The sequence below is a fragment of the Novosphingobium sp. SL115 genome (genome assembly GCF_026672515.1).
Lineage (GTDB): Bacteria > Pseudomonadota > Alphaproteobacteria > Sphingomonadales > Sphingomonadaceae > Novosphingobium.
In genome coordinates this window covers 2,444,584-2,470,230 of sequence record NZ_JAPPRG010000002.1, presented here as the reverse complement: position 1 = coordinate 2,470,230, position 25,647 = coordinate 2,444,584, and the positions used below count along the sequence as shown (strand labels likewise).

Annotated in this window: 23 protein-coding genes and 1 tRNA gene; 17 read left to right on the top strand and 7 right to left on the bottom strand. The window is 60.4% G+C overall.

All coding sequences use genetic code 11. The annotated features are described in order from the left end of the window. Positions 1-217: 217 nt before the first annotated feature. From OVA07_RS13415 to OVA07_RS13395, 5 genes are all read left to right on the top strand, one after another. Positions 218-1,150: an aldo/keto reductase gene (locus tag OVA07_RS13415; protein WP_268171950.1), complete on the top strand. Its 933-nt coding sequence runs from the start codon at positions 218-220 to the stop codon at positions 1,148-1,150. Between the two features lie 70 nt (positions 1,151-1,220). Next, entirely contained in the window at positions 1,221-2,204 is a 984-nt protein-coding gene (locus OVA07_RS13410; protein ID WP_268172719.1) for an NADPH:quinone oxidoreductase family protein, read from the top strand. A gap of 393 nt (positions 2,205-2,597) precedes the next feature. Then, entirely contained in the window at positions 2,598-3,998 is a 1,401-nt protein-coding gene (locus OVA07_RS13405) for an aldehyde dehydrogenase (protein ID WP_268171949.1), read from the top strand. Positions 3,999-4,029: 31 nt separating this feature from the next. After that, positions 4,030-4,881: a p-hydroxycinnamoyl CoA hydratase/lyase gene (locus OVA07_RS13400; protein WP_268171948.1), complete on the top strand. Its 852-nt coding sequence runs from the start codon at positions 4,030-4,032 to the stop codon at positions 4,879-4,881. Positions 4,882-4,995: 114 nt separating this feature from the next. Further along, on the top strand, positions 4,996-6,603 hold the full coding sequence (locus tag OVA07_RS13395; protein WP_268171947.1) for a phytoene desaturase family protein: 1,608 nt from the start codon (positions 4,996-4,998) through the stop codon (positions 6,601-6,603). Positions 6,604-6,610: 7 nt separating this feature from the next. Here the strand turns inward: OVA07_RS13395 and ald are convergent, their stop codons facing one another. After that, positions 6,611-7,726 carry an alanine dehydrogenase gene (gene ald, locus OVA07_RS13390; RefSeq protein ID WP_268171946.1) on the bottom strand — a complete coding sequence of 372 codons (1,116 nt, stop codon included), beginning with the start codon at positions 7,724-7,726 and terminating at the stop codon, positions 6,611-6,613. 142 nt (positions 7,727-7,868) lie between these two features. On the opposite strand from ald, the gene OVA07_RS13385 reads away from it, so the two are divergent. After that, the gene (locus OVA07_RS13385) at positions 7,869-8,327 is read left to right on the top strand and encodes an Lrp/AsnC family transcriptional regulator (RefSeq protein WP_268171945.1); all 459 of its coding nucleotides are present in this window, start codon (positions 7,869-7,871) and stop codon (positions 8,325-8,327) included. 12 nt (positions 8,328-8,339) lie between these two features. Here OVA07_RS13385 and trpD read toward each other — a convergent pair whose 3' ends face one another. Genes trpD through OVA07_RS13365 form a run of 4 tightly spaced genes read right to left on the bottom strand, consistent with a single transcriptional unit; the run spans position 8,340 to position 13,423 of the window. Beyond that, positions 8,340-9,332, bottom strand: coding sequence for an anthranilate phosphoribosyltransferase (gene trpD / locus OVA07_RS13380; RefSeq protein ID WP_268171944.1), 993 nt, complete (start codon positions 9,330-9,332; stop codon positions 8,340-8,342). Beyond that, the gene (locus OVA07_RS13375) at positions 9,329-9,916 is read right to left on the bottom strand and encodes an anthranilate synthase component II (RefSeq protein WP_268171943.1); all 588 of its coding nucleotides are present in this window, start codon (positions 9,914-9,916) and stop codon (positions 9,329-9,331) included. Before OVA07_RS13375 ends, trpD begins: the two co-directional genes overlap by 4 nt. 3 nt (positions 9,917-9,919) lie before the next feature. Next, complete coding sequence (locus OVA07_RS13370) at positions 9,920-11,458, bottom strand: anthranilate synthase component I family protein (protein WP_268171942.1); 1,539 nt, start codon at positions 11,456-11,458, stop codon at positions 9,920-9,922. Between the two features lie 24 nt (positions 11,459-11,482). After that, entirely contained in the window at positions 11,483-13,423 is a 1,941-nt protein-coding gene (locus tag OVA07_RS13365) for a peptidylprolyl isomerase (RefSeq protein ID WP_268171941.1), read from the bottom strand. A 293-nt stretch (positions 13,424-13,716) separates the two neighbouring features. Between OVA07_RS13365 and tpiA the strand changes: the two genes are divergently transcribed. The 4 genes from tpiA to OVA07_RS13345 all read left to right on the top strand — a co-directional run bounded on the left by tpiA (position 13,717) and on the right by OVA07_RS13345 (position 17,560). Continuing rightward, positions 13,717-14,487 carry a triose-phosphate isomerase gene (gene tpiA, locus OVA07_RS13360; protein WP_268171940.1) on the top strand — a complete coding sequence of 257 codons (771 nt, stop codon included), beginning with the start codon at positions 13,717-13,719 and terminating at the stop codon, positions 14,485-14,487. Positions 14,488-14,605: 118 nt separating this feature from the next. Beyond that, entirely contained in the window at positions 14,606-15,001 is a 396-nt protein-coding gene (gene secG / locus OVA07_RS13355) for a preprotein translocase subunit SecG (protein WP_268172718.1), read from the top strand. 153 nt (positions 15,002-15,154) lie between these two features. Then, positions 15,155-16,783 carry a CTP synthase gene (locus tag OVA07_RS13350; RefSeq protein WP_268171939.1) on the top strand — a complete coding sequence of 543 codons (1,629 nt, stop codon included), beginning with the start codon at positions 15,155-15,157 and terminating at the stop codon, positions 16,781-16,783. 87 nt (positions 16,784-16,870) lie between these two features. Then, a complete protein-coding gene (locus OVA07_RS13345; protein ID WP_268171938.1) occupies positions 16,871-17,560 on the top strand; it encodes a Crp/Fnr family transcriptional regulator in 690 nt (229 codons plus the stop codon). Positions 17,561-17,563: 3 nt separating this feature from the next. On the opposite strand, the gene OVA07_RS13340 is transcribed toward OVA07_RS13345, so the two are convergent. Further along, complete coding sequence (locus tag OVA07_RS13340; RefSeq protein ID WP_268171937.1) at positions 17,564-19,141, bottom strand: ABC-F family ATP-binding cassette domain-containing protein; 1,578 nt, start codon at positions 19,139-19,141, stop codon at positions 17,564-17,566. 170 nt (positions 19,142-19,311) lie between these two features. Beyond that, the gene (locus OVA07_RS13335) at positions 19,312-19,773 is read right to left on the bottom strand and encodes an Hsp20 family protein (RefSeq protein ID WP_268171936.1); all 462 of its coding nucleotides are present in this window, start codon (positions 19,771-19,773) and stop codon (positions 19,312-19,314) included. Positions 19,774-19,943: 170 nt separating this feature from the next. Here OVA07_RS13335 and grxC point away from each other — a divergent pair, with 170 nt between their 5' ends. The 7 genes from grxC (at position 19,944) to ybaL (ending at position 25,468) form a co-directional block, all read left to right on the top strand. Beyond that, positions 19,944-20,210, top strand: a complete 267-nt coding sequence (grxC, locus tag OVA07_RS13330) for a glutaredoxin 3 (protein ID WP_268171935.1) — start codon at positions 19,944-19,946, stop codon at positions 20,208-20,210. Continuing rightward, positions 20,207-21,052, top strand: coding sequence for a carbon-nitrogen hydrolase family protein (locus tag OVA07_RS13325; protein WP_268171934.1), 846 nt, complete (start codon positions 20,207-20,209; stop codon positions 21,050-21,052). Before grxC ends, OVA07_RS13325 begins: the two co-directional genes overlap by 4 nt. After that, complete coding sequence (locus OVA07_RS13320; RefSeq protein ID WP_268171933.1) at positions 21,049-21,558, top strand: DUF1178 family protein; 510 nt, start codon at positions 21,049-21,051, stop codon at positions 21,556-21,558. The genes OVA07_RS13325 and OVA07_RS13320 overlap by 4 nt, the downstream gene beginning before the upstream one ends. A 75-nt stretch (positions 21,559-21,633) precedes the next feature. Then, positions 21,634-21,710 (top strand) — tRNA-Arg (locus OVA07_RS13315). Positions 21,711-22,375: 665 nt separating this feature from the next. Beyond that, a complete protein-coding gene (locus tag OVA07_RS13310; protein ID WP_268171932.1) occupies positions 22,376-22,693 on the top strand; it encodes a hypothetical protein in 318 nt (105 codons plus the stop codon). Positions 22,694-23,457: 764 nt separating this feature from the next. Beyond that, entirely contained in the window at positions 23,458-23,757 is a 300-nt protein-coding gene (locus OVA07_RS13305) for a hypothetical protein (protein ID WP_268171931.1), read from the top strand. A 52-nt stretch (positions 23,758-23,809) separates the two neighbouring features. Next, on the top strand, positions 23,810-25,468 hold the full coding sequence (ybaL, locus tag OVA07_RS13300; RefSeq protein ID WP_268171930.1) for a YbaL family putative K(+) efflux transporter: 1,659 nt from the start codon (positions 23,810-23,812) through the stop codon (positions 25,466-25,468). Positions 25,469-25,647: the final 179 nt, after the last annotated feature.

Sequence of the window (25,647 nt, the reverse complement as noted above, 5' to 3'; positions counted from 1 at the left end):
CCACCCGCGGCAGAGGACGGGCTTTCCCGTTCCATCTGGTCCGCTTGCAAAAATACGCCGTCGTCATGGCCGTTTCAAGGCATATTCTTGACGGTCATCAAGGATTCTTCGGCATAAACATTGTGCTGTGCAGCATTCGTATGCGGTTTGCGCCCGGCCGCCGAACCGATAAGCAGCACTGCCCCTGCATCAAGGGGCAGTCAATCTGGAGCGCGCGATGTCAACTTTGCCGGAAATCCCACTCTCGCGTTCGCTTGGCTCGCCTCTCTTGGGCGATGAAGCCGGCCTGACGATCTCAAGCATTGGCTGGGGCATGTGGCGATTGGTCGAAGCGCGGCTTTCGGCAGGCGAGATCGACGCATTGGTGAATGGTGTGCTGGATGCGGGAATTACCCTGTTCGACACGGCTGACATCTATGGATTTAACGGCGCAGGTGGTTTCGGAGATGCAGAAACCCTTCTGGGTACGGCGCTTGGAGCCAATCGTGCATTGCGGTCGCGCATGGTGCTGGCAACCAAGGGCGGCATTTGCCCCCCGCTGCCATATGACCAGTCGGCAAGCTACATCGCACAAGCCATCGATGCGTCGCTGAAGCGCCTCAATACCGACAGGATCGACCTGTGGCAGTTACACCGGCCTGATGTTCTGACCCATCCGCAGGAGTTGGCACGGGCGCTCGACGATGCAGTTGCAGCGGGCAAGATCAGGACGTTGGGAGTGTCCAATTTTACTGTGCCGCAGATCGATGCATTGCAGCATTTTCTGGGCCAGAAACTGGTGTCTACCCAGCCCGAAATCAGCGCGCTGAGGCTGGATTGCTTTGAAAACGGTGAAATGGATCATGCGATGATGCGCGGTCTGAGTGTTCTGGCCTGGTCGCCGCTGGGTGGTGGGCGAATCGCCACGCCAGTTTCCCCGCGCGAACATGCCGTGGCTGCGGCGCTTGATGCCTGCGCCAGTGAACAGGGCATCAGTCGCACGCTGGCGGCACTTTCATGGCTGATGGCGCATCCGGCTGGCATTGTGCCGATTGTCGGTTCGCAAAATCCGGCGCGAATTGCCGAAGCTGCAGGCGCCAGTGCCGTGCGCTGGACGCGAGCTGCGTGGTATGCGGTTTACGTCGCCTCGCGGGGCGTACCGCTACCCTAAATGCACCAATGCCTTGCGTCGCACTCTTCTTCCGGCTGAAATGGTGCGGGAGAGATGACATATGACCATGATGCGTGCCTTGCAGGTGCAGCAACTGTCCACCGACCTTGGCGGCGTTGCGCTGATTGATGTGCCACGCCCGGTCGTGGTGTCCGGAACGGCATTGGTGCGGATCGAGGCTGCGGCGCTGGGGTTTCCCGATCTGCTGATGACCAAGGGCTTGTATCAGGCCAAACCGCCGTTGCCGTTCGTGCCGGGCATGGAGGGCGCGGGCACCGTAGTAGAAGCTGGCGAGGGCTGCCCGTTTCGCGTTGGTGACGAAGTAATCGTCGGCGGGCTTACTGGCGGCGTGGCGCAATATGGCGTTTTTCCAGCGGCAAACCTCATGACAAAGCCCGCACGGTTGACGATGGAGGCCGCTGCAGCCTTGCGCGCAGCCTACCTTACGGCGTGGGTGGCGCTGGTGCGACGGGGGATGGCGCAGGCGGGAGAATGGCTGCTGGTTCATGGAGCCGCCGGCGGCGTAGGCCTGGCTGCTGTTGATCTGGGCAAAGCGCTGGGCCTGAAGGTGATCGCCACGGCATCAACCCTGCAAAAGCGGGTCGCCATCGCCAGTCTTTATGCACCCGATCATGTTATTGATCCGGCAGAGGGCTTGCGCGATCAGGTGCTGGAACTGACTGGCGGGCGCGGTGCCGATATGATTTTTGACCCGGTTGGCGGTGAGGTGTTCGATCAGTCCACTCGTTGCATCGCTTTTGATGGGCGCTTGCTGGTCGTTGGCTTTGCCGCAGGCCGTATTCCGCAGATTGGCGCGAACATTCCGCTGATAAAGGGATTTTCGGTGGTCGGTGTGCGTGCCGGGGAATATGGCCGCCGCTTTCCCGAACGGGGAGTGGAAAATGTGGCCAGTATTCTGGAATTGGCCGCTGCAGGAACGATTCGCCCACACATCCACCAAGCTTATATGCTGGATGACTGGCGCGGTGCGTTTGAGGCAATGGAATCGCGCAGTGTAGTCGGCAGAAGCGTAATTTTGCCGCATCTTGGCTGATACCGGTTACCATTCGCACGGTTCAAGCCGCGCGCTGACCAAAAAAATGGGCCGCACCGTTGCCGGGCGGCCCTGAAAAGTTTGGGAGAGGATGCCTGAAAGGCCCGTCCGATTTGGGCGTTAAGCCGTATTTGTGCAAGTGCGAAACGGGAAATGGTGATTGCGAAAAATGCAATTTAAGGTTGGGTAAGGCCTGACCTGCTCTGAAATAGCGTCAGAAATCCCGAATTTCGTGGGGATTCAGTGACCGCTTCAGACCGTCCGGCAAGATCTGCAAATGCGTTACCTGCACCTTCTGTTAGGTCGTGATCCGCATTTTTGGAACCGCTTGCAAAGACGGTTGCACTCGTTCAGACCGATTGCTATAAATCATAACAGATTGGGAGAGCCGAGATGAAGTTCGAACGCATCAATCCGCTTACCGGCGAGGTTGCCTCGCAAGCTGATGCCATGAAGGCATCAGATATTCCTGCCATTGCCGCCAAAGCTGGCGCTGCATTCCCGGCATGGGCTGCCATGGGGCCAAATCCCCGCCGCGCCGTACTGATGAAAGCCGCTGCCGCGCTGGAAGCGCGGGCCGATGCCTTTGTCGACGCGATGATGGGCGAAATTGGCGCGACCAAGGGCTGGGCGCTGTTCAATCTTGGCCTTGCCGCCGGTATCGTGCGCGAAGCCGCAGCGCTGACCACGCAGATCGCGGGCGAGGTGATCCCGTCTGACAAGCCGGGCTGCCTGTCCATGGCGCTGCGCGAACCAGTGGGCGTGATCCTGGGCATTGCCCCGTGGAACGCGCCGATCATCCTTGGCGTACGCGCCATCGCTGTGCCGCTGGCCTGCGGTAATGCGGTTATCCTGAAAGCCAGCGAAACCTGCCCGCGCACCCATGCCTTGATTATCGAGGCTTTTGCCGAAGCAGGCTTTCCCGAAGGCGTGGTCAACGTGGTCACCAATGCGCCTGCCGATGCGGGCGAAGTTGTCGGCGCGCTGATCGATGCGCCGGAGGTGAAGCGCATCAACTTCACCGGCAGCACGAATGTCGGCAAGATCATTGCCAAGCGCGCTGCGGAACATCTGAAGCCCTGCCTGCTGGAACTGGGCGGGAAGGCCCCGCTGATCGTGCTGGAAGATGCAGATCTGGACGAAGCGGTGAAGGCTGCGGCCTTTGGCGCGTTCATGAACCAGGGCCAGATCTGCATGTCGACCGAGCGGATCATCGTGGTCGATGCCGTGGCCGATGAATTTGCCAAGCGTTTCAAGGCCAAGGTTTCTGGCATGGCGGTGGGTGATCCCCGCGAAGGCAAGACGCCACTCGGCGCCGTGGTGGATGCCAAGACCGTGGCCCACTGCCGCAGTCTGATCGAAGACGCCCTGGCCAAGGGCGCTGAACTGCTGACCGGCGGTGAAACCACGCAGAACGTGCTGATGCCCGCGCATGTTGTCGATGGCGTGACGCAGGAGATGAAACTGTTCCGTGATGAAAGCTTTGGCCCGGTGGTCGGCATCATCCATGCACGTGACGAAGCCCATGCCATCGAACTGGCGAACGACAGCGAATATGGCCTGTCCGCTGCGGTGTTCACTCGCGACACCGCGCGCGGTCTTGGCGTTGCTCGCCAGATCAAGTCCGGCATCTGTCACGTCAACGGCCCGACCGTGCATGACGAAGCGCAGATGCCTTTCGGTGGCGTCGGTGCTTCCGGTTATGGCCGTTTTGGCGGCAAGGCCGGGATCGAAAGCTTCACTGAACTGCGCTGGATCACCATTGAAACCCAGCCCGGCCATTTCCCGATCTGACCTGAATTTGTATACCTGAAAGGCACGAACCATGACCGAACAGAAGATTGACCGCGCGGAAGAAGATACCGTCGCTTTCACCGTGGAAGACGGCATCGCATGGGTGAAGTTCAACCGCCCGGAAAAGCGCAATTGTATGAGCCCCAAGCTGAACCGCCGTATGAAGGCAGTTCTGGAAGAACTGGAATTTCGCGATGACGTGAAGGTTCTGGTGCTGACCGGCGAAGGCGATGCGTGGACCGCCGGGATGGACCTGAAGGAATACTTCCGCGAAACCGAAGCGCAGGGCCTTGGTGCGATCCGCAAGTCGCAGCGCGAAAGCTATGGCTGGTTCGAACGTCTGCGCTGGTACGAAAAGCCCACTGTGGCAATGATTAACGGCTGGTGTTTCGGTGGCGGTTATGGCCCGCTGTTCGGCTGCGACATTGCCATCGCTTCGGAAGATGCGCAGTTCGGCCTTTCGGAAATCAACTGGGGCATCCTGCCCGGTGGCGGCGCATCGAAGGTGGCGCAGGAACTGATGCCGTTCCGCAAGGCGATGTATCACGCCATGATGGGCGAAAACCTGACCGGCAAGCAGGCCGAAGAGCAGGGCCTGATTACCGAAGCCGTGCCTGCCGACAAACTGAAGGCGCGCGTTCTGGAAATCTGCGAAGCGCTGAAGAAGAAGGACAGTCATGCCCTTCGCGCTACCAAGTGGGCCGTGCGCCGCATGGTCGACATGACGTATGATAACGGTCTGGAATACCAGATCCGCGCGCAGGAAGCGCTGCACAGCTTTGGTGGCGCTGCCGCGCGCAAGGAAGCGACCCGTCAGTTCCTTGACGAAAAGAGCTTCAAGCCCGGCCTTGGCACGTTCGACACGAGCAAGGTCGAAGGCTGAATCTTTTTATCCGCTTTTGAGAAACGCGCCCCGGTTGCTTATGCAGCCGGGGCGTTTTGTTGTTGCCAGCCCGCCCGGTTGCCGCCAGCCTTCGCCAATGCAGCAGGAGGCGGAATGACCGGTCGCTACGACGCGCTGATTATCGGCGGAGGCCACAATGGCCTGACCTGTGCGTTCTATCTGGCCCGTGCAGGCATGAAAGTGCGGGTGCTGGAACGGCGTGATGTGGTCGGCGGGGCGGCGGTGACCGAGGAATTCCACCCCGGTTTCCGCAATTCCACGGCCAGTTATACCGTCAGCCTGCTCCAGCCCAAAGTCATTGCCGATATGCGCCTGCACGACCACGGCTATCGCGTGGTGGAACGCGAGGTGAGCAACTTTTTGCCTTTTGCGGACGGTTACCTGAAACTGGGAGCCGGACGAACGCAGGCTGAGTTTGCGCGGGTTTCGGCACATGATGCCGAGGCTTATCCGCGTTATGAAGAAGCGCTGGAGGGCATGGCGCAAGTGCTGCGCGATTTGGCTTTGCAGTGCCCGCCAAGGGTCGGTGGCGGGCTGGCAGCCATGGCCAGCGCGGCGCGGCAGGGGTGGCCACTCGTCAAGCTGGACTTGCCAGCGCAGCGCGATCTGCTGGATATCTTCACCCGGTCCGCGCGCGAATTTCTGGATGGCTGGTTTGAAGATGACCGGGTGAAGTCCGTCTTCGCCTTTGACGCAGTGGTGGGCAATTTCGCCGGGGTTTCAACGCCTGGATCAGCCTATGTCCTGCTACATCACGTTTTTGGTGAGGTGAATGGCAAGCCTGGCACGTGGGGATACCCCATCGGCGGGATGGGCGCGATCACGCAAGCGATGGCGAAGGCCTGTGTTGCGGCGGGTGTGGAGATCAGTCTGGAAACGCCGGTTTACCGGGTGCTGGTGGACAAGGGCAAGGCCGCTGGCGTCAGGCTGGAAAGCGGCGAGGAGCTTTATGCGCCCATCGTTGCCGCCAATGTCGGCCCGGCGCTGCTGTATCGCCGCCTGGTGGATGGGCATGAACTGCCCAACGATTTTCGCCGCCGCGTGGAAGGATACCAAGCCGGATCAGGCACGTTCCGCATGAATGTGGCGCTGTCTGAATTACCTGATTTCACCGTCCTGCCGGGCAAGGCGCGAGCCGAACATCACACCGCTGGCACCGTGATTGCGCCGGGCATGGACTATATGGACCGGGCGTTTGACGATGCGCGGCAGTATGGCTGGTCACGTCAGCCGATTGTGGAAATTACTATACCGTCCACGCTGGATGACAGCCTTGCTCCGCCCAGCTGCCATGTCGCCAGCCTGTTCTGCCAGCAGTTTGCGCCGGTTCTGCCCGATGGCCGATCATGGGACGATTGCCGCGAAGAGGTGGCCGATCTGATTGTTGATACGGTCACCGCCCATGCACCTAACTTCAAGGGCAGTGTGATTGCGCGCCAGATTCATTCGCCGCTCGATCTGGAGCGCAAGTTCGGGCTGGTGGGCGGGGACATCTTCCATGGGCGGATGAGCCTTGACCAGCTTTGGGCCGCGCGGCCCGTGCTGGGGCATGGCGATTATCGCGCGCCGGTGCGGGGGCTATATATGTGTGGATCGGGCACGCATCCCGGCGGTGGGGTTACCGGCGCACCGGGGCACAACGCGGCCGCGGAGATTCTCCGCGACCGGTCGATGCTGTGGAAGTTACTGCATAGGCAGTAGGGGACGCTCAGGCCAGAACCTCGGCCAGCGGGGTGTATTCATAGCCCAGTTCGCTGGCGATCGCTTCATACGTTACTTTGCCTTCATGGACATTGAGGCCAGCGGCAAGGTTGGGGTCGGCGCGCAGGGCTTCCTTCCAACCCTTGTCGGCAATGCGCAGGGCGTGGGGCAGGGTGACGTTGTTCAGCGCATAAGTGCTGGTACGGGCAACCGCGCCAGGCATGTTGGCCACGCAATAATGCACCACGCCATCGACCACATAAGTCGGTTCGGCATGAGTGGTGGCACGGCTGGTTTCAAAGCAGCCGCCCTGATCGATGGCGACATCCACCAGCACCGCGCCGGGCTTCATCGTGGAAAGCATGTCGCGGGTGACCAGCTTGGGCGCGGCGGCACCGGGGATCAGGACTGCGCCGATGACCAGATCAGCCTCGGCCACGGCGGCGGCCAGTGCTGCCTTGCCCGAATAGAGCGTGCGGGCGCGGCCTTCGAAATGGTTATCCAGCCGTTCCAGCACATCGGGATCACGATCAAGGATGGTCACGTCCGCGCCAAGGCCAACGGCCATTTGCGCCGCGTTGAAACCGACCACGCCGCCGCCGATCACCACGACCTTGCCCGGAAGCACGCCCGGTACGCCGCCCAGCAGCACGCCGCGCCCGCCATGGGCCTTTTCCAGCGCGGTGGCACCGGCCTGAATGGCCATGCGGCCCGCGACTTGGCTCATCGGTTTCAGCAAGGGCAGGGCGTTGCCTGCGCCGGTGACCGTTTCATAGGCGATGGCAGTGACGCCAGATTTCACGAGATCGGCAGTCTGTTCAGGATCAGGCGCAAGGTGGAGGTAGGTGTAAAGCACCTGCCCCTTGCGCAGCATGGCGCGTTCGACAGCCTGTGGTTCCTTCACCTTGACGATCATTTCGCACGCATCAAACACCGTCTTGGCATCGGGCTGGATGACCGCGCCTGCGGCCTGATAATCTGCGTCGCTGGCGCCGATACCGTTGCCCGCACCACTTTCCACCCATACTTCATGCCCGTGTGAAACCAGTTCGCGCGCACTTTCGGGGGTAAGGCCCACGCGGTATTCGTGGTTCTTGATTTCACGGACTGTGCCGACACGCATGACGATTACTCCTGAATGTGTGCTGCCTGATGAACGCAAAACTATTCTTATCGCTCCGGCAGTTCTTGCCTAATTTCATCCTTGATTGCGGCGCAAGTGGTGATAATTCCCACGTTTGACAGCATAATCAGGAAAATTTCGCATGGACCGGGCTGACATCGCCTTGCTTGAAGCAATTCAGGCGGACTCGGCGCTATCAATTGCCGAACTGTCGGACAAGGTCGCCCTGTCGCCATCGGCGTGCCACCGCCGGATCAAGGCGCTGGAGCAGGCGGGCGTGATTATCGGCTATGGCGCGCGACTGGAGCCGCGCAAGCTGGGGTTGACGGTGCAGGTTTTTGTCGAGATCACGCTGAACAGCCAGAGCCGAGAGGCGATGGACCGCTTTGAAGAAGCGGTGGCCGATTTTGACGATATTCTGGAATGCCACCTGATGTCAGGCGGAGCGGATTACCTGCTGCGTGTGGCCGCGCGCGATCTTGAACAGTATGACCATATCCACCGCGATTGTCTGGCGCGGTTGCCGGGGGTTTCGGCTATGCGGTCCAGTTTTTCGCTGCGCCGGATCAAGCGGATGCAGGGCTATCCGGTGCTGTGCTGACGCGCACAGCCCTTATTTCAGCGCGGCGATCCAGCAGTTCAGCAGAGCGTTGGTGAGACCTTTGTCGATAGCTTCGGCGGCTTCCTCGACGCCTTCGTGCCAGTCACGCGCTTCACCTGCGACGATGAGGGCGGCTGCGGCGTTGAACAGAACGGCATTGCGGTAGGGGCCTTCTTCGCCCTGTAACAATGCGCGTAAGGCGGCCGCATTGTGGGCTGCGTCTCCGCCACGGATAGCGTCTACCGGGCTTTCAGGCAGTCCGACATCGGCAGGCGTGATACGTCGCATCAGCAACTCGCCGTCCTTCACTTCGGCCAGTTCGTTCCCGCCTGCCAGACTCAGCTCATCCAGCCCTTCGTCGCCAGAAATGACCAGGCTGTGATCGGTGCCGAGGCGCTGAATGGCTTCGGCATAGATGGGCACGTAAGCGGGGCGAGCGATGCCGACGAGCTGGCGGCGGACCCCGGCGGGGTTGGCTAGCGGTCCCATCAAGTTGAAGATGGTGCGGCGGCCCAACGCTTTGCGGATGGGCATGATGCGCCCCATCGAGGGGTGATGACGCGCGGCGAACAGGAAGCAGATGCCAAGGTCGCCCAAGGTGGCTTCGGCAGTTTGCGCAGCGCGATCAAGGTTGAGACCGAGTGCTTCCAGTGTATCAGCCGCGCCCGATTTGGAACTGGCAGCGCGGTTCCCGTGCTTTGCCACCGGAACGCCGCAGCTCGCCACAACAAGGCTGACGGCGGTAGAGACGTTGAGCGTGTGGTGGCCGTCGCCGCCAGTGCCGCAGACATCGATGGCGTTGGCTGGCGCGCTGATCGGGATCATCCGCTGGCGCATGGCGCGGGCCGCCCCCGCGATTTCGCTGGCGGTTTCTCCCCGGTCCGACAGGTCGGTCAGGAACTGCGCGATCGCTTCGTCAGGAACCGTGCCGTCAAGAATGGCAGCGAAGGCGGCTTCAGCCTCAGCCTCTTCCAGCGGGTGTTGCGGATCTGGCAGCGCGGTCATGCGGGCAGCGGATTGGTGATGATGCCGCAAATCTTCAGGAAATTCGCGATCATGGCGTGACCGTGTTCGGTGGCGATGGATTCCGGGTGGAACTGCACGCCGTGGATCGGCAGCGACGTGTGGCGGAAGCCCATGACGTGGGTATCGTCCGACCGCGCGTTGACTTCGAGGCAATCGGGAATGTCTGTCACGATCAGCGAGTGATAGCGGGTGGCGATGAACGGGCTAGGCAGGCCTGCGAACATGCCGGTGCCGTCATGTTCAACCGGGCTGGTCTTGCCATGCATCAGCCCGCCGCGCACGACTTTACCGCCGAAATACTGGCCTATGGACTGGTGACCAAGGCATACGCCGAGCAAGGGCAGCTTTGCATCCGCCGCTGCGCCGACCAGATCGAGGCTGATGCCCGCTTCGTTGGGGGTGCAGGGGCCGGGCGAGAGCAGGAACCCTTGCGCGCCGGTGGCGATGGCTTGTGCAGCAGTAAGCGCGTCATTGCGGACGACTTCAACCTCTGCGCCCATTTCCATCAGGTAGTGGACGAGGTTCCAGGTGAAGCTGTCGTAATTGTCGATGACGAGGATCATGGCTTACTGTCCATATTCCGGTTCGCTGGCAACGCGGACGGCTTCGCGGGCTGCTGCGAAAAGCGCGCCGCTTTTAAGTTCGCATTCTCGCTGTTCGTATTCGGGGTTGCTGTCGGCGACGATGCCTGCACCTGCTTGAGCGTGAAGCACGCCATCCTTGATGACGCCGGTGCGCAGGACGATGCAGCTATCGACCGAGCCATCAGGCGCGAAGTAGCCGACGCCGCCGGCATAAGCGCCACGCGTTTCGGGTTCGAGTTCGGCGATGATCTCGCACGCGCGAACCTTGGGTGCGCCCGAAACGGTGCCTGCGGGGAAACCGGCAAATAGGGCATCGACACTATCGGCGCGGGTGGTGTCCAATTGGCCGACCACGTTCGATACGATGTGCATGACGTGGCTGTAGCGTTCGACCGTGTAGCTTTCGGTGACTTTCACGGTGCCAGCCTTTGCCACGCGGCCCACATCGTTGCGGCCAAGGTCGAGCAGCATCAGATGTTCGGCGCGTTCCTTGGGATCGTCCAGCAGGCTCAGTTCGTTGGCGCGGTCTTCCTCAACCGTTTTGCCGCGCGGGCGGGTGCCGGCGATGGGGCGGATGGTGACTTCGCCATCGCGAATACGGACCAGGATTTCCGGGCTTGATCCGGTGAGAGCGAAGCCCGGCATGTCGAGGAAATAGAGGAACGGCGAGGGGTTGATGCGGCGCAGCGCGCGGTAGAGCGCGATGGGCGGCAGCGGGAAGGGCGCGGTGAAGCGCTGGGCGACGACGACCTGAAAGATATCTCCCGCCTCGATATAGTCCTTCGCAGCCGTGACCATGCTGGCATACTGGCTGGCAGGCATGACCGGGGTGGGCACGACATCGGGCGCATTGGCAAGGCGCGGGTCAGCAGGAACAGGGGCAGACAGCTTGCGAATGGCGCTGTCGATACGTTCACCGGCAGCTTCGAGCAGGTGCGCGGGATCGCCACCTTCGGCCCAGACGGGGGCGATGGCAAAAAGTTCGTCAGACAGGCGATCGAACACCAGCACCACGGTCGGGCGGGTGAACAGCATATCGGGCAGGACCAGATCGCTTTGCGCTGCGCGGGGCAGCTTTTCGACAAGGCCGATGGTTTCATAGCCGAAATAACCGACCAGACAGGCCAGTGCAGGCGGCAGTGCGGCGGGCACATCGATGCGGCAGGCCGCGACAAGGCTGCGCAGTTCGGCAAGGCTGTTGCCGGGAAGCGGGGCGAAAGCCGCTTTGTCATGCCGCCAGATGCGGTTGATTTCGCAAGTCGGGCCGGTGGCGCGGAAGACCAGATCGGGATCGATGCCGAGCAGGCTGTAACGCCCGCGCACTTCGCCGCCCTGCACGGATTCGAGCAGGAAATCGCCGCGTCCGTTTTCCATCAGCTTGAGCGCCGCGCCCACCGGGGTTTCCGTGTCCACGATCAGCTTTCGCCAGATCAGCGCGGGGCGACCGGCGGAAAGCTGGGCGAGGGCGGCCTGATGGTTCTCAGGCAGGCCGGTGACGGTGGATGCGGCGTTGGTGGACATTTCTACTCTTGCTGGGAAAAGCGATTATTGCGCGTTCGCGCCGGTCAACTGATCGCGGACGGCCTTGATCGCGGCATCATTGCGTTCGACGCCGACGTCTGCACGGATGGCGCGGCGCAGGCCCTCAGCATATTCGTTGCCGGTTACCACGCCGAGTTCGCGCGAGGCCTGTGCGAAGATCGGATCGCCGCGCTTCACCGCGCCGGGCACGATGTCTTTCAGCGATACGATATACCAACCAGCCTTGTTCGGGCCTTCAAGGCGCTTGGACGTGCCTTCAGCCATGGCGAACAGCAGTGCGAGGGGCGGCGGAACCTGCCCCTGCATCTGCGAAAGCTGCTGGCGGCCCATATCGACCGATTGTGGCGCAGGCAGAGCGACGCCTGCCAGCTTGATTGCTTCGGCCAGCGGCGTGCCCTTGTTCAGCGCCGCAAGGATCTTGTCGGCAGCAGCCTTGGCTTTGGCCGAACCTTGTTGCAGCGCCCAGTCGCGGGTTACCACATCCTTGATTTGGGCGAGCGGGGCAGGGGTAGCTGCGGTAAGCTGGCCAACATCGTAGATCGCGAACTTTTCACCCGGCTTGATTTCGGCAAGCTGCGGTTCGCCTTCGCGTTCCATGGCAAATGCGGCCTGGACCAGCGGAGCCAGATCGGGCGCGACGGTTTCACCCTGCTTGCCAAAAACTGCGCCATTGGCGGTGATTGGTTGCGTGGTGGAAAGCGTCAGGCCCAGCGTCTTTGCGATATCGGCAAGACCGGTTCCGCCATCGATTTCCTGCTCCACTTGCGCGGCGAAATCGGAAAACGCAGCGCGGCGCTTTTCCGCGGTGAGGATGGTGACGAGTTCTGCACGTGCCTGATCGAGCGTCTTGCCCGGATTGCTGCGGATGGCATCGACCTTGACCACATGCCAGCCGATGCTGGATTTGGCAGGCGCAGCTAGTGCACCTTGCGGCGTGGCAAAGGCGGCATCGGCAACCGCCTTGGATGTCTGGTTGGTCAACGCTTCACGGGTCTGGTTTTCCAGCTTGCTGGCGGCAAGCCCCTTGGCGCGGGCAGCGGCATCCAGTGCACCACCCTTGACCATTTCGGCGGCAAGCGCTTTGGCGGCAGCTTCGGTAGGGACGATGACCTGCGTTATCGTGCGCTGTTCGCTAGGCGCATAGGCGGCGGTGTTCAGCTTGTAACGATTGGCAATCTCAGCCTCGGTCGGCGCAGGTGTCGATTTGAGCGTCGTTTCATCAACCAGCGCATAGCGGATGGTGCGGCGTTCAGGCTGCATGTAGCGCGCCTTATTCGCGTCGTAGAACGCTGCCAGTGCCTTGGCATCAGGGCCAGTGGCTGGAGCAAAGGCCAGCGAGGGCACGGTCAGGATCGAACCGTTACGCTTTTCGGTGAGAAGGGCGGCGTAACGCACGACACCTTCGGCGGGCATCTGTGCCCCGAAGGCTGCGGGCAGCAAGACCTGCCGGGCCATCAGTCCCTGAGCCAGATCCCGGCGCACGTCCTTGTCGTTCAACCCACGCTGGGCGAGCAGTTGTTCATAGGCTTGCTGGCTGAACTTGCCATCCGGTCCTTGAAACGCGGCGATCTTGACGATTTCGCTGTCAACCAGCCGGTCACTGGCAGCAAGACCATGCTTCTTGCCCCATTCGGCTAAGGCTAAGCGATCAACCATGCCGGAAAGCACGCCATCAAGCGCGCCGCCTTCGAGAAATTGCTTCATCGTAAGGCCGGGAGTCTGCTGCCGGTCCTGTTCGAAAGCGTTGGTCAGCGATTTGCCCAATTCACCGGTGCCGATGCGTTCGGAACCAACCTTGGCCGCGCGATCTCCTCCGGCGATACCGCCAAAGCCGCTGCCGGTGACGTCTGCGCTGGCAAAAGCCAATGCGATCAGGCCTAGGAATACGAGCGCAACGGCAGCACCGACGCGGGATTTGATGAAGGAGCGGAAGAAGCCGAGCATTTGCGGGTGTTCGTCTCTTGATAGGGCAGAGGCAGGCCGTGCAGGACCGCGCCGCATGATGGCAATTGGTCGATGCCTTTAAGAGCCAATCGCGTTTCCCGCAATGGTCCGCGTGGGGCAGAATGTGTGGTCGCGCAGTTCCGCTCAGCGAGAATATCGGCTTTTTTACCGAACAATGCGATCAGGCGTTTTGCAGAATCAGCACAGGTTTGATAGCCGCCCGGCGAGCATCGCCTAAATGGCGGGCGTAAATATCGATTGTTTCAGGGATTCTTCAGGGGAACTGGCCGATTATGCCGCACCGTCCGTATATCGTGGGCAACTGGAAGATGAACGGCGTCAGGGCCATGCTGGCCGAAGCGCGCGCTATCGACCGGGCTGCTGCCCGCTATCCCGATGTGCAGGTGGCGCTAGCGCCGCCGTTCACGCTTATTGGCACGCTGCGCGAAGCGGTAACCGCCATGGGCATTGGCGGACAGGACTGTCATGCGCAGGCCAAAGGTGCGCACACCGGTGACGTATCGGCACCCATGTTGGTGGATACCGGTGCTGATTTCGTGATTCTGGGCCATAGCGAGCGTCGCAAGGACCATGCCGAAGGCGATGCTCTGGTGCAGGCCAAGGCAGATGCCGCGCTTTCTGCTGGTCTGGGCGTCATTGTTTGCGTGGGGGAAACCCTGGATGAACGTGATGCAGGCAAGGCGGTTGCCGTGGTCGCAGGGCAGGTCGACGGATCGCTACCCGCGGGAGAAGGTGCGGGCGATGCCGTTGCCGCAGGCAAGGTTTCCGTAGCTTATGAACCGGTCTGGGCTATCGGCACCGGTCGCGTTGCTGCGGTTGAAGATGTGGTGACAATGCACGCCGCCATCCGCGAACGTCTGCTTGCGCTGTATGGCGAGGCTGGAGCGAAAGTGCGCATTCTGTATGGCGGTTCGGTAAATGCCGGGAATGCCGCAGAATTGCTGGCGGCAGAAGGCGTCGGCGGCGCATTGGTGGGCGGGGCAAGTCTGACCGCAGAAGCGTTTCTGCCGATCGTGGCGGCAGCCGGAACGGGTGAGGCCTGAGGCAAGAGGCTTTTAGCAGGCGGCCTTAAGCGGCGACGGGTTGCGTCGCGGCGTTTGCGCGCCTACATGGCCGGAAATTGCTGCGCGGGTGCGCGCCAAGGATTAGAGATTCATGTCGCTGTTCATTTTCCTAACCGTCGTCCAGGCGATTGTCGCGGCACTGCTTGTCGTCGTGATTCTGATGCAGAAGTCCGAAGGCGGCGGTCTTGGTGTGGGCGGCAGCCCTTCCGGGTTCATGTCTGCGCGTGGCGCAGCCGATTTCCTGACGCGCATGACGTCGGTGCTGGCTGGATTGTTTGTGATGTTGAGCATTGCGCTGGCTACGCTGGCGGTGGGCACCACGTCTGGCCGCGAAATTGACACCTCGCTTGAACGTGCAGTGCCGGTGCAGAATGTACCTGCGGCTGATCCGCTGGCACCTGCACAGGGTGGTACGCCAGCTGTGGCGCCTTCCGGGGCGGCGCCTGCTGCGGCCCCTGTAAATGATCCGCTGGGCGGCGCTGCCGGTCAGTAAGTCTTAATTGCCAATATGGTGTGCCGACCCGCTTCCATCATGGTTGCGGGGCGGCATTCTTGTTGTTTTCGATCAATGCCTGTGGATTGCCGCAAAGATTACAGCGGTAACCGCTTGCACGTTGCCAACCTCTGACGCTAAGGCCCAACTCCCATGGCGCGGTACATTTTCATCACCGGCGGCGTGGTCTCCTCGCTCGGCAAGGGACTCATGGCGGCGAGCCTCGCGGCTCTGTTGCAGGCACGCGGATATCGTGTGCGAATCCGCAAGTTTGACCCCTATCTCAACGTCGATCCGGGCACGATGAGCCCGTATCAGCACGGTGAAGTCTATGTGACTGATGACGGGGCAGAAACCGACCTCGATCTTGGGCACTATGAACGCTTCACTGGCGTTTCTGCGCGGCAGGCTGACAACATCACGTCAGGCCGGATCTACCGCGACATCATCGCCAAAGAGCGCAAGGGCGCATATCTTGGCGCGACGGTGCAGGTAATTCCGCACGTAACCGACGCGATCAAGGACTTCGCACAGGCCGAGACGGAAGATCTCGACTTTGTGCTGTGCGAAATCGGCGGCACGGTGGGCGACATTGAAGGCCTGCCCTTCATTGAAGCACTGCGCCAGTTGCACAACGAGATGCGTGACGAGACGTGCTTTGTCCACGTAACGCTGGTGCCGTATATTGCGGCGGCGGGCGAGTTGAAGACCAAGCCGACCCAGCATTCGGTGCGCGAATTGACCGGGCTGGGTATTCAGCCCGACATCCTGCTGTGCCGCTGCGAAAAGCCGCTGCCCGAAAGCGAACGCGCAAAGATTGCGCAGTTCTGCAACGTGCGCAAGTCAGCGGTCATTCCGGCGCTTGATGCGTCGAGCATCTACGCTGTGCCCTTGCAGTATCATGCCGAAGGGCTGGACAGCGAAGTGCTACGCCACTTTGGCCTGACCGCGCCGGACCCGGATCTGACGCGCTGGGACGATATCGTTGACCGGTATCAGAACCCGGAGGGCGAAGTGACGATTGGCGTGGTCGGCAAGTATGTCGGTCTGCAGGATGCCTACAAATCGCTGAACGAAGCGCTGGCGCACGGTGGCATGGCCAACCGCGTGAAAGTGCGGGTGAAGTGGCTGGATGCCGAATTGTTCGAAAAGGACGATGCGGAAATCGCGGCGCATCTGGAACCGATGCACGGCATTCTGGTGCCCGGTGGCTTTGGCGAGCGTGGCACCGAAGGCAAGATTGCTTCGGTCCGGTTTGCGCGCGAACGCAAGGTGCCGTTCTTCGGCATATGCCTTGGTATGCAGATGGCCTGCATCGAAGGCGCGCGGAATACAGCCGGAATCGAAAAGGCATCTTCAACCGAATTCGGTCCGACCGACGAACCGGTGGTGGGCATCATTACCGAATGGATGACGGCGGAAGGCCTTGAGACGCGATCGGAAGGTGGCGATCTGGGCGGCACGATGCGGCTTGGCGCTTATGACGCAAAGCTGACCGGCAACAGCCATGTGGCGGCGGTTTATGGTGCCGAAGCGATCAGCGAACGCCATCGCCATCGCTACGAAGTGAATGTGGCCTACAAGGAACGTCTTGAGGCCGGAGGTCTGGTATTTTCCGGCATGTCGCCTGATGGCCTGCTGCCGGAAATCGTGGAACGGCCTGACCACCCGTGGTTTATCGGTGTGCAGTTCCATCCTGAACTGAAGAGCCGTCCTTTCGAACCGCATCCGCTGTTCAAGGGCTTTATTGCCGCAGCAGTAAAGCAGGCACGTCTGGTTTAATTTGACCTGAGGGGCTGGCTTTTGCGCTGATTCCCTGATTACTTGCCCTCATGCCGCAAGTGTTGCGGTTTTGAGGGCGAATAGCGGATGGATGCGGCCAAACTGGCGGAGACCTTGACGGCGCAAAGCCTGTTCGCGGACTGCGATCAGGCGGAGCTTTCGGACATCATCGCTCGAGGGCAGGTGCGTGCCTTCAAGCCCTCGCAGGAACTGATGGCGCAGGGCGAGGAGGGCAAGACGCTTTTCATCGTGCTGAAAGGGTTGGCGCGCGTCAGTATGGTGGCCGCCAATGGGCGTGAAATCATTCTCGATTATGCCGAGCCGGGCCACGTTCTGGGCGAAATCGCATTTCTGGATGGCGGCGACCGTACCGCATCGGTCGAAGCAATCGATCCTGTCGAAGCACTGGTCCTGACGCGAACAGCATTTTCTGACATTATCGAGCGGCACAAAGGGCTATCGCTGCGCCTGCTGAAAGCGATGGCGCGCCGGCTGCGGCAGAACAACGCGGTCATCGAGGCCGACCGGGCCTATACATCAGGGCCGCGTCTGGCGCGGTTCCTGTTGCGGCTGATGATGGGCGATTCGGTGGATGCGGGCACGCAGTTGAAGCTGGCGTTGAGTCAGGGCGAATTGGGCAACTTTGCCGGCATGTCGCGCGAACAGATCAACCGCCAGCTTTCCGCTTGGGCCGACAACGGCATTGTCGCGCTGAAGGGCGGGCGAGTTACCATCCTTGACCGTGAAGCGCTGGTCGATGTGGCCGAGGCGTGGTGAGGTTCAATCAAGGCTGATTTGGCGCGTAAGTCGCAGGGCATTCAGAAACGTGGTGTCATGGCTTACCAACAGCATGGCCCCGTCATAGGCCGACAGACCGGCTTCGATTGCTGCGATGGTTTCCAGATCCAGATGATTGGTCGGTTCATCCAGCAATAGCAATGGCGGCGGCGTGCCGGAAAGGACGCAGGCCAGCGCCGCGCGCATGGTTTGGCCACCGCTGAGCGTGCCGACGATCTGGTCTGCCGTCGCACCGCGAAAGCGAAACCGGGCAAGAGCAGCGCGGCCAGCGTTTTCATCAAGATCGGGCTGCAGCCTGAGCAAATTTTCGACGATGGAGCGTTGTGGATCGAGCATGCTAGCGTGCTGGTCGAGCAGCCCGAAGGGCACATGCACGCGCACGGTGCCGGACGAGGGGGCAAGCATTCCCCGCACCAGCCGCAGCAGAGTTGATTTGCCGGAACCGTTTGCGCCGGTCAGTGCAACTCGTTCCGGACCGGTCAGCGACAGGGACATATCTGACAGCACTGGTCGGCCGGGAGCATAACCTGCGGTCGCATTGTCGATTTCCAGAACCTTGCGCCCCGATGCGAGGCCGGTGGCGTCGACGGTAATGACCAGCGGTTCAATCACTTCAAGCTGGGCGCGAGCGCTGGCCAGATCCACTTCGGCAACGTGTTGTTCGCGCTGTGCCAGTCGTGCGTTGCCGCCAGAGGTGTTTTCGGCGCGTTCCCGGCGTGCCCCGATCAGGATGCGCGGTATGCCACCCTGCGCGGCCTTGCGCTGACCCACGCCATCGCGGCGATCCTTGCGTTCGCGCGCAGTCTGGGCGCTGTTGCGGGCGTGATCCACCGCGCGTTCGGCCAGATCTAGCGTCTGCCGAGCGGCGGCAAGATCCATCGCCTTGCGTTCCACATAATGGCTGTATGTGCCGCCATAGCGTGTTGCGCTCAGCGGCGTCAGTTCGACAATCGCATCCATGCCTTCCAACAAGGCACGATCATGACTGACGACCAAGGCGCCTTTGCGCCAGCCTGCAAGGAACTCGGCAATGTTGGCGCGACCTTCGATATCGAGGTTGTTGGTCGGTTCATCCAGCAACAGAAAATCGGGATCGGCAAGGATTGCGGCGGCCAGGCCTGCGCGTGTTTGCTGACCACCCGATAGCGCTTCTACCGGGGTGCCGGGGTCTGTATTAAGCCCGCTGGTGGCAAAGGCGGCGATCAGGCGGCTTTCCAGCGTCCAATCGGCCAGTTCAAGATCTTCGGCGGAGGCAAGGCCTTGTTCGGCGCGGCGCAACCGTGCCAGTGGTTCTGCAAGATCAAGGGCTTCGGCCAGCGTTTCACCGGGCTTGCGCGCAACGATCTGACGCAAATTGGCGATTGTGCCGCCAAGATGCACAGAACCGCTGGAAGGTGTGATTTCGCCCGCAATCAGACGCAGCAGCGATGATTTACCGGTGCCGTTGCGGCCGACAATACCGGTGCGCTCGGCAGTAAAGGCAAGATCAAGCCCGGAAAGGACATGCTTTCCGTCAGGTGTTGACCAGCAAAGACGAGACAAGGTGATGGAAGCGGGCATGGGACACGGTTTTCCTGAAGGCATTGCAGATGGGCTTTGCTATCAGGCAATGGTCCATGACGTTGAAACTCCGCGACTTTGGATGATGGGAATAACCGCCATCCGCATAGAGGGCAAGGGAGCGAGTCTTTCGACCCACTCCCCAGCACGATTTTGACCGCTTACCCGGTTCAGGCTGCGGCGGAATTATCGCCTTCGATGACCTTGAGCGGCGTCTGCGCGCCGATCAGCACCTTCTTCGGCTTCATCGCTTCGGGCACTTCACGCACCAGATCGATGGTCAGCAGCCCGTCTGCCAGATCGGCTGCTTCGACACGGACGAAATCGGCCAGTTCGAAACGGCGTTCAAAGCCGCGATTGGCGATGCCGACATGAAGGTATTCACGATCCTGCGGTTCGGGCTTTTGCCCCTTCACTACCATCAGATTCTGCTGGGCGGTAATGTCGATATCTTCGGCCTTGAAGCCTGCGACGGCAAGAGTGATCCGATACGATTCCTCGCCACTGCGTTCGATATTGAAGGGAGGGTAATTGTCACCGGTATTGGCGCGGGCCTGGCGTTCGAGCAAGTCGAACAGGCGGTCAAAACCCACGGTGGTACGGCGATAGGGGGTGAAATCAAAACGGTTCATGGCAATATCCTCAATGCTTGAGCAATCTGCACTTGCCTTGGTAAACCCGGATATCCGGCGCTTACCGCAGCGGTTTGTGGCCATGCCCGTCTTGCGGCGCATGACACGGGAACCCATGTGTGTTAGCGATTCTGACATTTCAAGACCCCGTTTCAACACAGAGAGAAACCATGCCGAACACGCCCAAGGTTGAAGTCTATACCAAGTGGGGCTGCCCTTATTGCGTGCGTGCAAAGGCGCTGCTTGAAGGTAAGGGCGTAGCGTTCGAGGAATATGACGTGACCATGGGCGGGACAAAGAAGGCCGAGATGCTTGAACGCGCACCGGGGCATCAGACGGTGCCGTCGATCTTTATCGATGGCGTCCATGTGGGCGGATCGGATGATCTTGCCGCGCTGAATGCGCAGGGCAAGCTGGATTCGATGTTGGGCCTGTGACGGGCGTTACTGCGCGCGATCCGGTAAAGGTTGCGCTGTTCCAGATGACCAGCGGGATCGATCCGGCGACCAATGCTGCCGCCATTACAACTTCTGCGCGGGATGCGGCAGATGCTGGCGCACAGATGCTGTTCACGCCCGAAATGTGCGGGATGCTTGACCGTAACCGCGCGCGCGCAACCCTCCATGTGGTGGGCGAGAGCGAAAATCCGGTTCTGGCGGCGGCACGGCAGGCCGCTCGGTCAACCGGTGTGTGGATCGACCTTGGTTCGCTGGCGATCCTGCGTGACGACGGCCATTGGGTAAACCGGGGTTTCGTGATTGATGCTGATGGTGAAATTGCCGCCCGGTATGACAAGATCCATATGTTCGATGTGGATTTAGCAACCGGCGAAAGCTGGCGGGAATCCGCGGCTTATGCTCCGGGCGAAGCAGTGGTGACGGTAGAAACGCCGGTAGGGCTGCTGGGCCTTGCCATCTGTTATGACGTCAGGTTCCCCGCCTTGTTTGAAGAACTGGGTCGGCGCAAATGCGATGCAATCCGCATTCCGGCCGCCTTTACCGTGCCTACAGGCAAAGCGCACTGGCATCTGATGCAGCGCGCGCGGGCGGTCGAGGCAAGCGCTTGGGTGATTTCGGCCGCGCAGGGTGGGCACCACGAAGATGGACGTGAGACGTTCGGTCATTCACTGGTGATCGATCCGTGGGGTGATGTCGAGCTTGACCTGGGCGAGGGCAGTGCAATCGGTTTTGCCACGGTTGATCCTGCGCGCACGCGCGAGGTTCGGGCGCAACTTCCCAGCCTTGCAAACAAGCGTCCGATTGACGGGGTGGTAGCATGATCGTGTTCGATCTGCTGTGCGACCCTGGTGGACACCGCTTCGAAGGATGGTTCGGTTCATCCGGTGACTACGAGGACCAGCAGGCGCGAGGGCTGGTATCGTGCCCTGTGTGCGGATCAGCGCAAGTGGGCAAGGCGGTCATGGCCCCGAACGTGGGACGCAAGGGCAACCAGATGCCCGTAGCCGCAGTAGGTAAGGTATCGACCGTGCCTGCGGCAGCAGGCGGGCAGGTGCAAGCAGGGCCGCCGGTGAACGATCTGGCGCTGCCGGCGCAAGCGATCGAAATGCTGAAAGCGGTAGCCGTGATGCAGGCCGAGGCGTTGAAGTCGTCAACCTGGGTGGGTGATAAGTTCGTCGATAATGCGCGCGCCATGCATTATGGCGAAAAGGATGCTGCGGCAATTCACGGCCGCGCGACAATCGACGAAGCGCGCGAACTGGCCGAAGAAGGCATTCCGATAGCCCCCGTTCTTATACCGCTGGCGCCGCCCGACGAAACCCATTGATAATGCCGCTCAAACGGTATTGCCAAAAGGCAAAACCGTTGCAAGCGTGCCACGCCCTGCCTAAAGGAGGCGCGGGCGCCCGTAGCTCAGCAGGATAGAGCACCAGATTCCTAATCTGGGGGCCATGGGTTCGAATCCCGTCGGGCGCACCAATTAAATCAGGGCTTTATACTGCAATGCCTTGAGGTGTGAAAAGAGGGGCTTCGCCTCGTACAATCACCATACAATCACCACGTCAAAGATTCGGCCCAAACTGCTACCAGTTCATGCCCGTTTCCGTTTGGCGTTCTTGCAGTCTGCCTTGCCCGCATTGGCGGAAATCTGCCGTTTCTGAACAATCGAACGTGTGGCCGCGTTGGCGGCGATAACGAGAGTTCTTGGAGTCTGAACCCTCCTGTGGACACGCTGTATGGTGTGGGTTGACGCGATCGTGTCCACAATTTGGGTAGGGGCGCGAAAACTATTTCGGCGGAGGACTTTTTTCCCTTGATGTCTAGTATTTCTGCGGAGTCGCGGCGCCATTTCTCGGCTTTTCAGGCGACGAGTTGAATCGCATATGCGACGACTGGAGTCGCAAAGCGGGGTTTACCCCCCTTGTCTCTCAATCCGCTTGAGGCACTATGGGTTGTGTCGGGACAGCGGACCACGTCCAAAGTCGGAACGAAAAGGCCGGGGTTGCTGCCCCGGCCGTTCCCGGCAAACCACTGTGCTCGAAGGCGGTGGATGCTCGATGCTCTGTGAAAGCCTGCGTACATTGCGCAGTGTCGGCTATCGGGTCAAGCGGCCTTCGAGTGCTTCATGCTTGGAGCAGTTAACCATGTCGACGCCTTCTTGGCAGGAAACTCCTGCCGGTCCTTCTCTCAACGCCTATTTCGTCTCGGTAGACCTGAGCCGGACCGGGCATGATCTGCGCCCAATCGCGGAATGCCTTAGCGCCTTCCCTGATGTGCTGAAGGTGCAGTCCAGCGCCTGGGTCGTCTCGATACTCTGCGACGGCGAAGAGTTGTTCGCTGCGCTGCAGGCCGCACTGCCCCACGGGGGGCGTTTGTGGATGAGTGAGACCACAAGTGCATGTGGCTGGGTTGCGGGTGACTACCGCACCGCCCTGCAAATCAGGTCTCGAATCAGGAAGTGAGGCGAGAGAGCCGGTCGGCTGGGGTGTCGGCCGGCATTCACTATGATCCTTTCTGAGGGGCAGGGGCATAGGTTGCATGTCGCACTCCTTCGAAGGCTCCCATCGTCTCTGTGGCCCCTGTCTGGCTGGCAGGGCGGGGATGGTCTGGCAGAAATCGCGGGTCCTAGCTTGACGTGACGTGATCGATTTCCGCCCTTCGTTCATCCTGCATTGGAGGGTAGATGGTGACCAGGTCAGGCACCTCGTAGTCGCCGCAATCTATCCCCCTGAGCCAGCAACGTTTTAATACGGAACGAAACGCCCATGTGGTCGTGTAGTCACTGAACATTATGAGGTTTATTGCGACTTGAGATGATTTGGACACGAACCCGCTGGCACAGCTTGATCGTGCGTTTGCTTGCAGGATTGCTGCTGACAATGATCGGTGTGCACTCCAGTGAGCCAGCGGAGTCGCTGCAGCGCAAATCCGGGTCTGCTTTTAGTATGGCAACCTCAGATGTGGCCATCGCCACATCCCGCACGGTTGCAGTCCATCAATCTGCAAAATTGCCTGAACCGCTGCTGCTTCCTGCAACGGCTGCTCTCACCCTGTGCGTAACCCTGTTTATCATTATCAACCGACGTCAAAGTCTGAACACTGGACCGCGCGATACAATCCGCCGCCAAGGACGATCCCAAGCGCCGCGTGGGCCTCCTCCGGCCTGAATCGATCGCATCGTGCGCGACGAACCGCGCACTACATCCTTCGATTCAGGAGACAGATCATGTCCAGTAACGCGCGACGCGCACAGGGCGAACAGCGGCGGAGATACATCGAGACGACTTTGGCAAGTTATCCCGACATAGAACCTGATGCCATTAGCGAGCTTATTGAATGGTTCGAGAAAGAAGCGGGCATTGGCGATATGGCCCGAATTATGCGCTCTTCGGATCTCAAGCGTGCCTACATATCATTGAAAGCGGACCAACTCGATCGTTTGCAAGGCATTAGGCTGTTCTGGTCTGCCAGCCTGGGAATGCTGGTTGCCGCAGCGGCAACGGCGTTGATGCTAGGCGGAATATAGCGGCATCACCTCCCAAGGCGCTTGCGCGCGCACTTTCGTCAGGAACACACCGATGCCTCACCATACTCCACTCATTGGCACGATCGTTGCCGGGTTGGTTGTCGCTTTCATGATGGGGGCTCTGGCGCACCGCCTGAAGATATCTCCCCTCGTTGGATATCTTTTAGCAGGCGTTCTCATTGGCCCCTTTACCCCTGGTTTCGTTGCGGACTCAGCGCTCGCCAATGAATTGGCAGAACTGGGCGTCATTCTTTTGATGTTCGGGGTCGGGCTTCATTTTTCCTTGCGCGATCTTCTGGCAGTGAAAAACATCGCAGTCCCTGGTGCCATCGTTCAAATCGCAGCAGCCACTCTCCTGGGCACGCTTTTGTCATGGAACCTAGGATGGTCAATTGTCACTGGCCTGGTGTTTGGCCTGTCGCTTTCAGTGGCAAGCACAGTGGTGCTGCTTCGTGGCCTGCAGGACCATAAGTTAGTCGAGACGGAACAAGGCAGGATCGCAATTGGCTGGCTAATTGTCGAAGACCTTGTGATGGTCATTGTTATTGTGCTCCTGCCGGTCTTGGCAAGTATCGGGCAAAGCGGTGAAGTGACAGGCACCGCCGTGGCTTACACACTCGGCCAGGCTGGCCTGAAGGTGGTTGGCTTTGTCTTGGTAATGCTGGTTGTCGGCAAGCGACTTATCCCTGCGGTCCTGCACTGGGCTGCCCATTCAGGCTCGCGAGAGCTGTTCCGACTGGCTGTTCTTGCGATCGCGCTTGGAGTGGCGTTCGGATCTGCCTTCATATTTGATGTTTCGTTTGCTCTGGGTGCCTTCTTTGCAGGCATGATTCTCGGTGAAACACCACTCAGTAAGCGCGCGGCTGAAGAGACGCTACCGCTGCGCGATGCATTTGCCGTGCTGTTCTTCGTGTCCGTCGGCATGCTGTTCGATCCCGCCGTCGTGGTTGAACAGCCCCTGCCGCTGATGGCGACAGTTGCCATCATTCTCTTCGGCAAGTCGTTTGCCGCCTATCTAATCGTCAAGGCATTTGGTCATCCCAATCGCACGGCGCTCGTCGTTTCGGCCAGCCTTGCGCAGATCGGCGAGTTTTCATTTATCTTGGCCGGATTGGGCACTGGCCTTGGGCTTATCCCCCAAGAAGCCCAAGATCTGATCCTCGGCGGGGCCATCATTTCGATCCTGGCAAATCCCGTGCTCTTCTCGCTGGCATCGGGATCAATCGAACGAGCCGGCAAGGCAACGGCCAGTCAGGAGGAGGAAAGCAAAGAAGCTCGTGAAGCCGAACGGTGCGAGCACCTGATTCTAGTGGGGTATGGCCGCGTCGGGAAACTGGTGGCTGCCGGAGCTCGAAAAGCTGGCCGCGCGCTGGTCATCATCGAGGAACAGAGGGATATTGCACACTTGGCCCGTCTGGAGGGATACCAAGTAGTGATGGGAAATGCGGCGAGCACTTCAACCTTGGAGGAGGCGGGGATTAGGGAGGCGGCAAGGCTTGTCATTGCCATACCGGAAGGGTTCGAAGCAGGAGGTCTCGCGCAGAAGGCCCGTGGACTGAATAATGCTTTAGAGGTCATCGCACGGGCTCACTCTGATGCACAGGTAGCGCATCTGCGTGAACATGGTGCCAATGCTGTGGTTATGGGTGAGCGCGAGATCGCTGATCGGATGCTCAGGCTGCTGGGCGGCACGCGACACCACCCGTCATAGCATCTGAAACCCAAACCGTTCCGGGACCGCCCTATGCCCAGACATTTGCGCTTCAATTTGACGTGATCGATTTCTGCACTTCGTTCAGCACATTCTAGAAATGGCGGAAAGACTTGGGTTGGGGCTAGACGCTCGTCTTTGCTTCTAGAAACGTCTGTATATCCCAGAACCGGCCATTT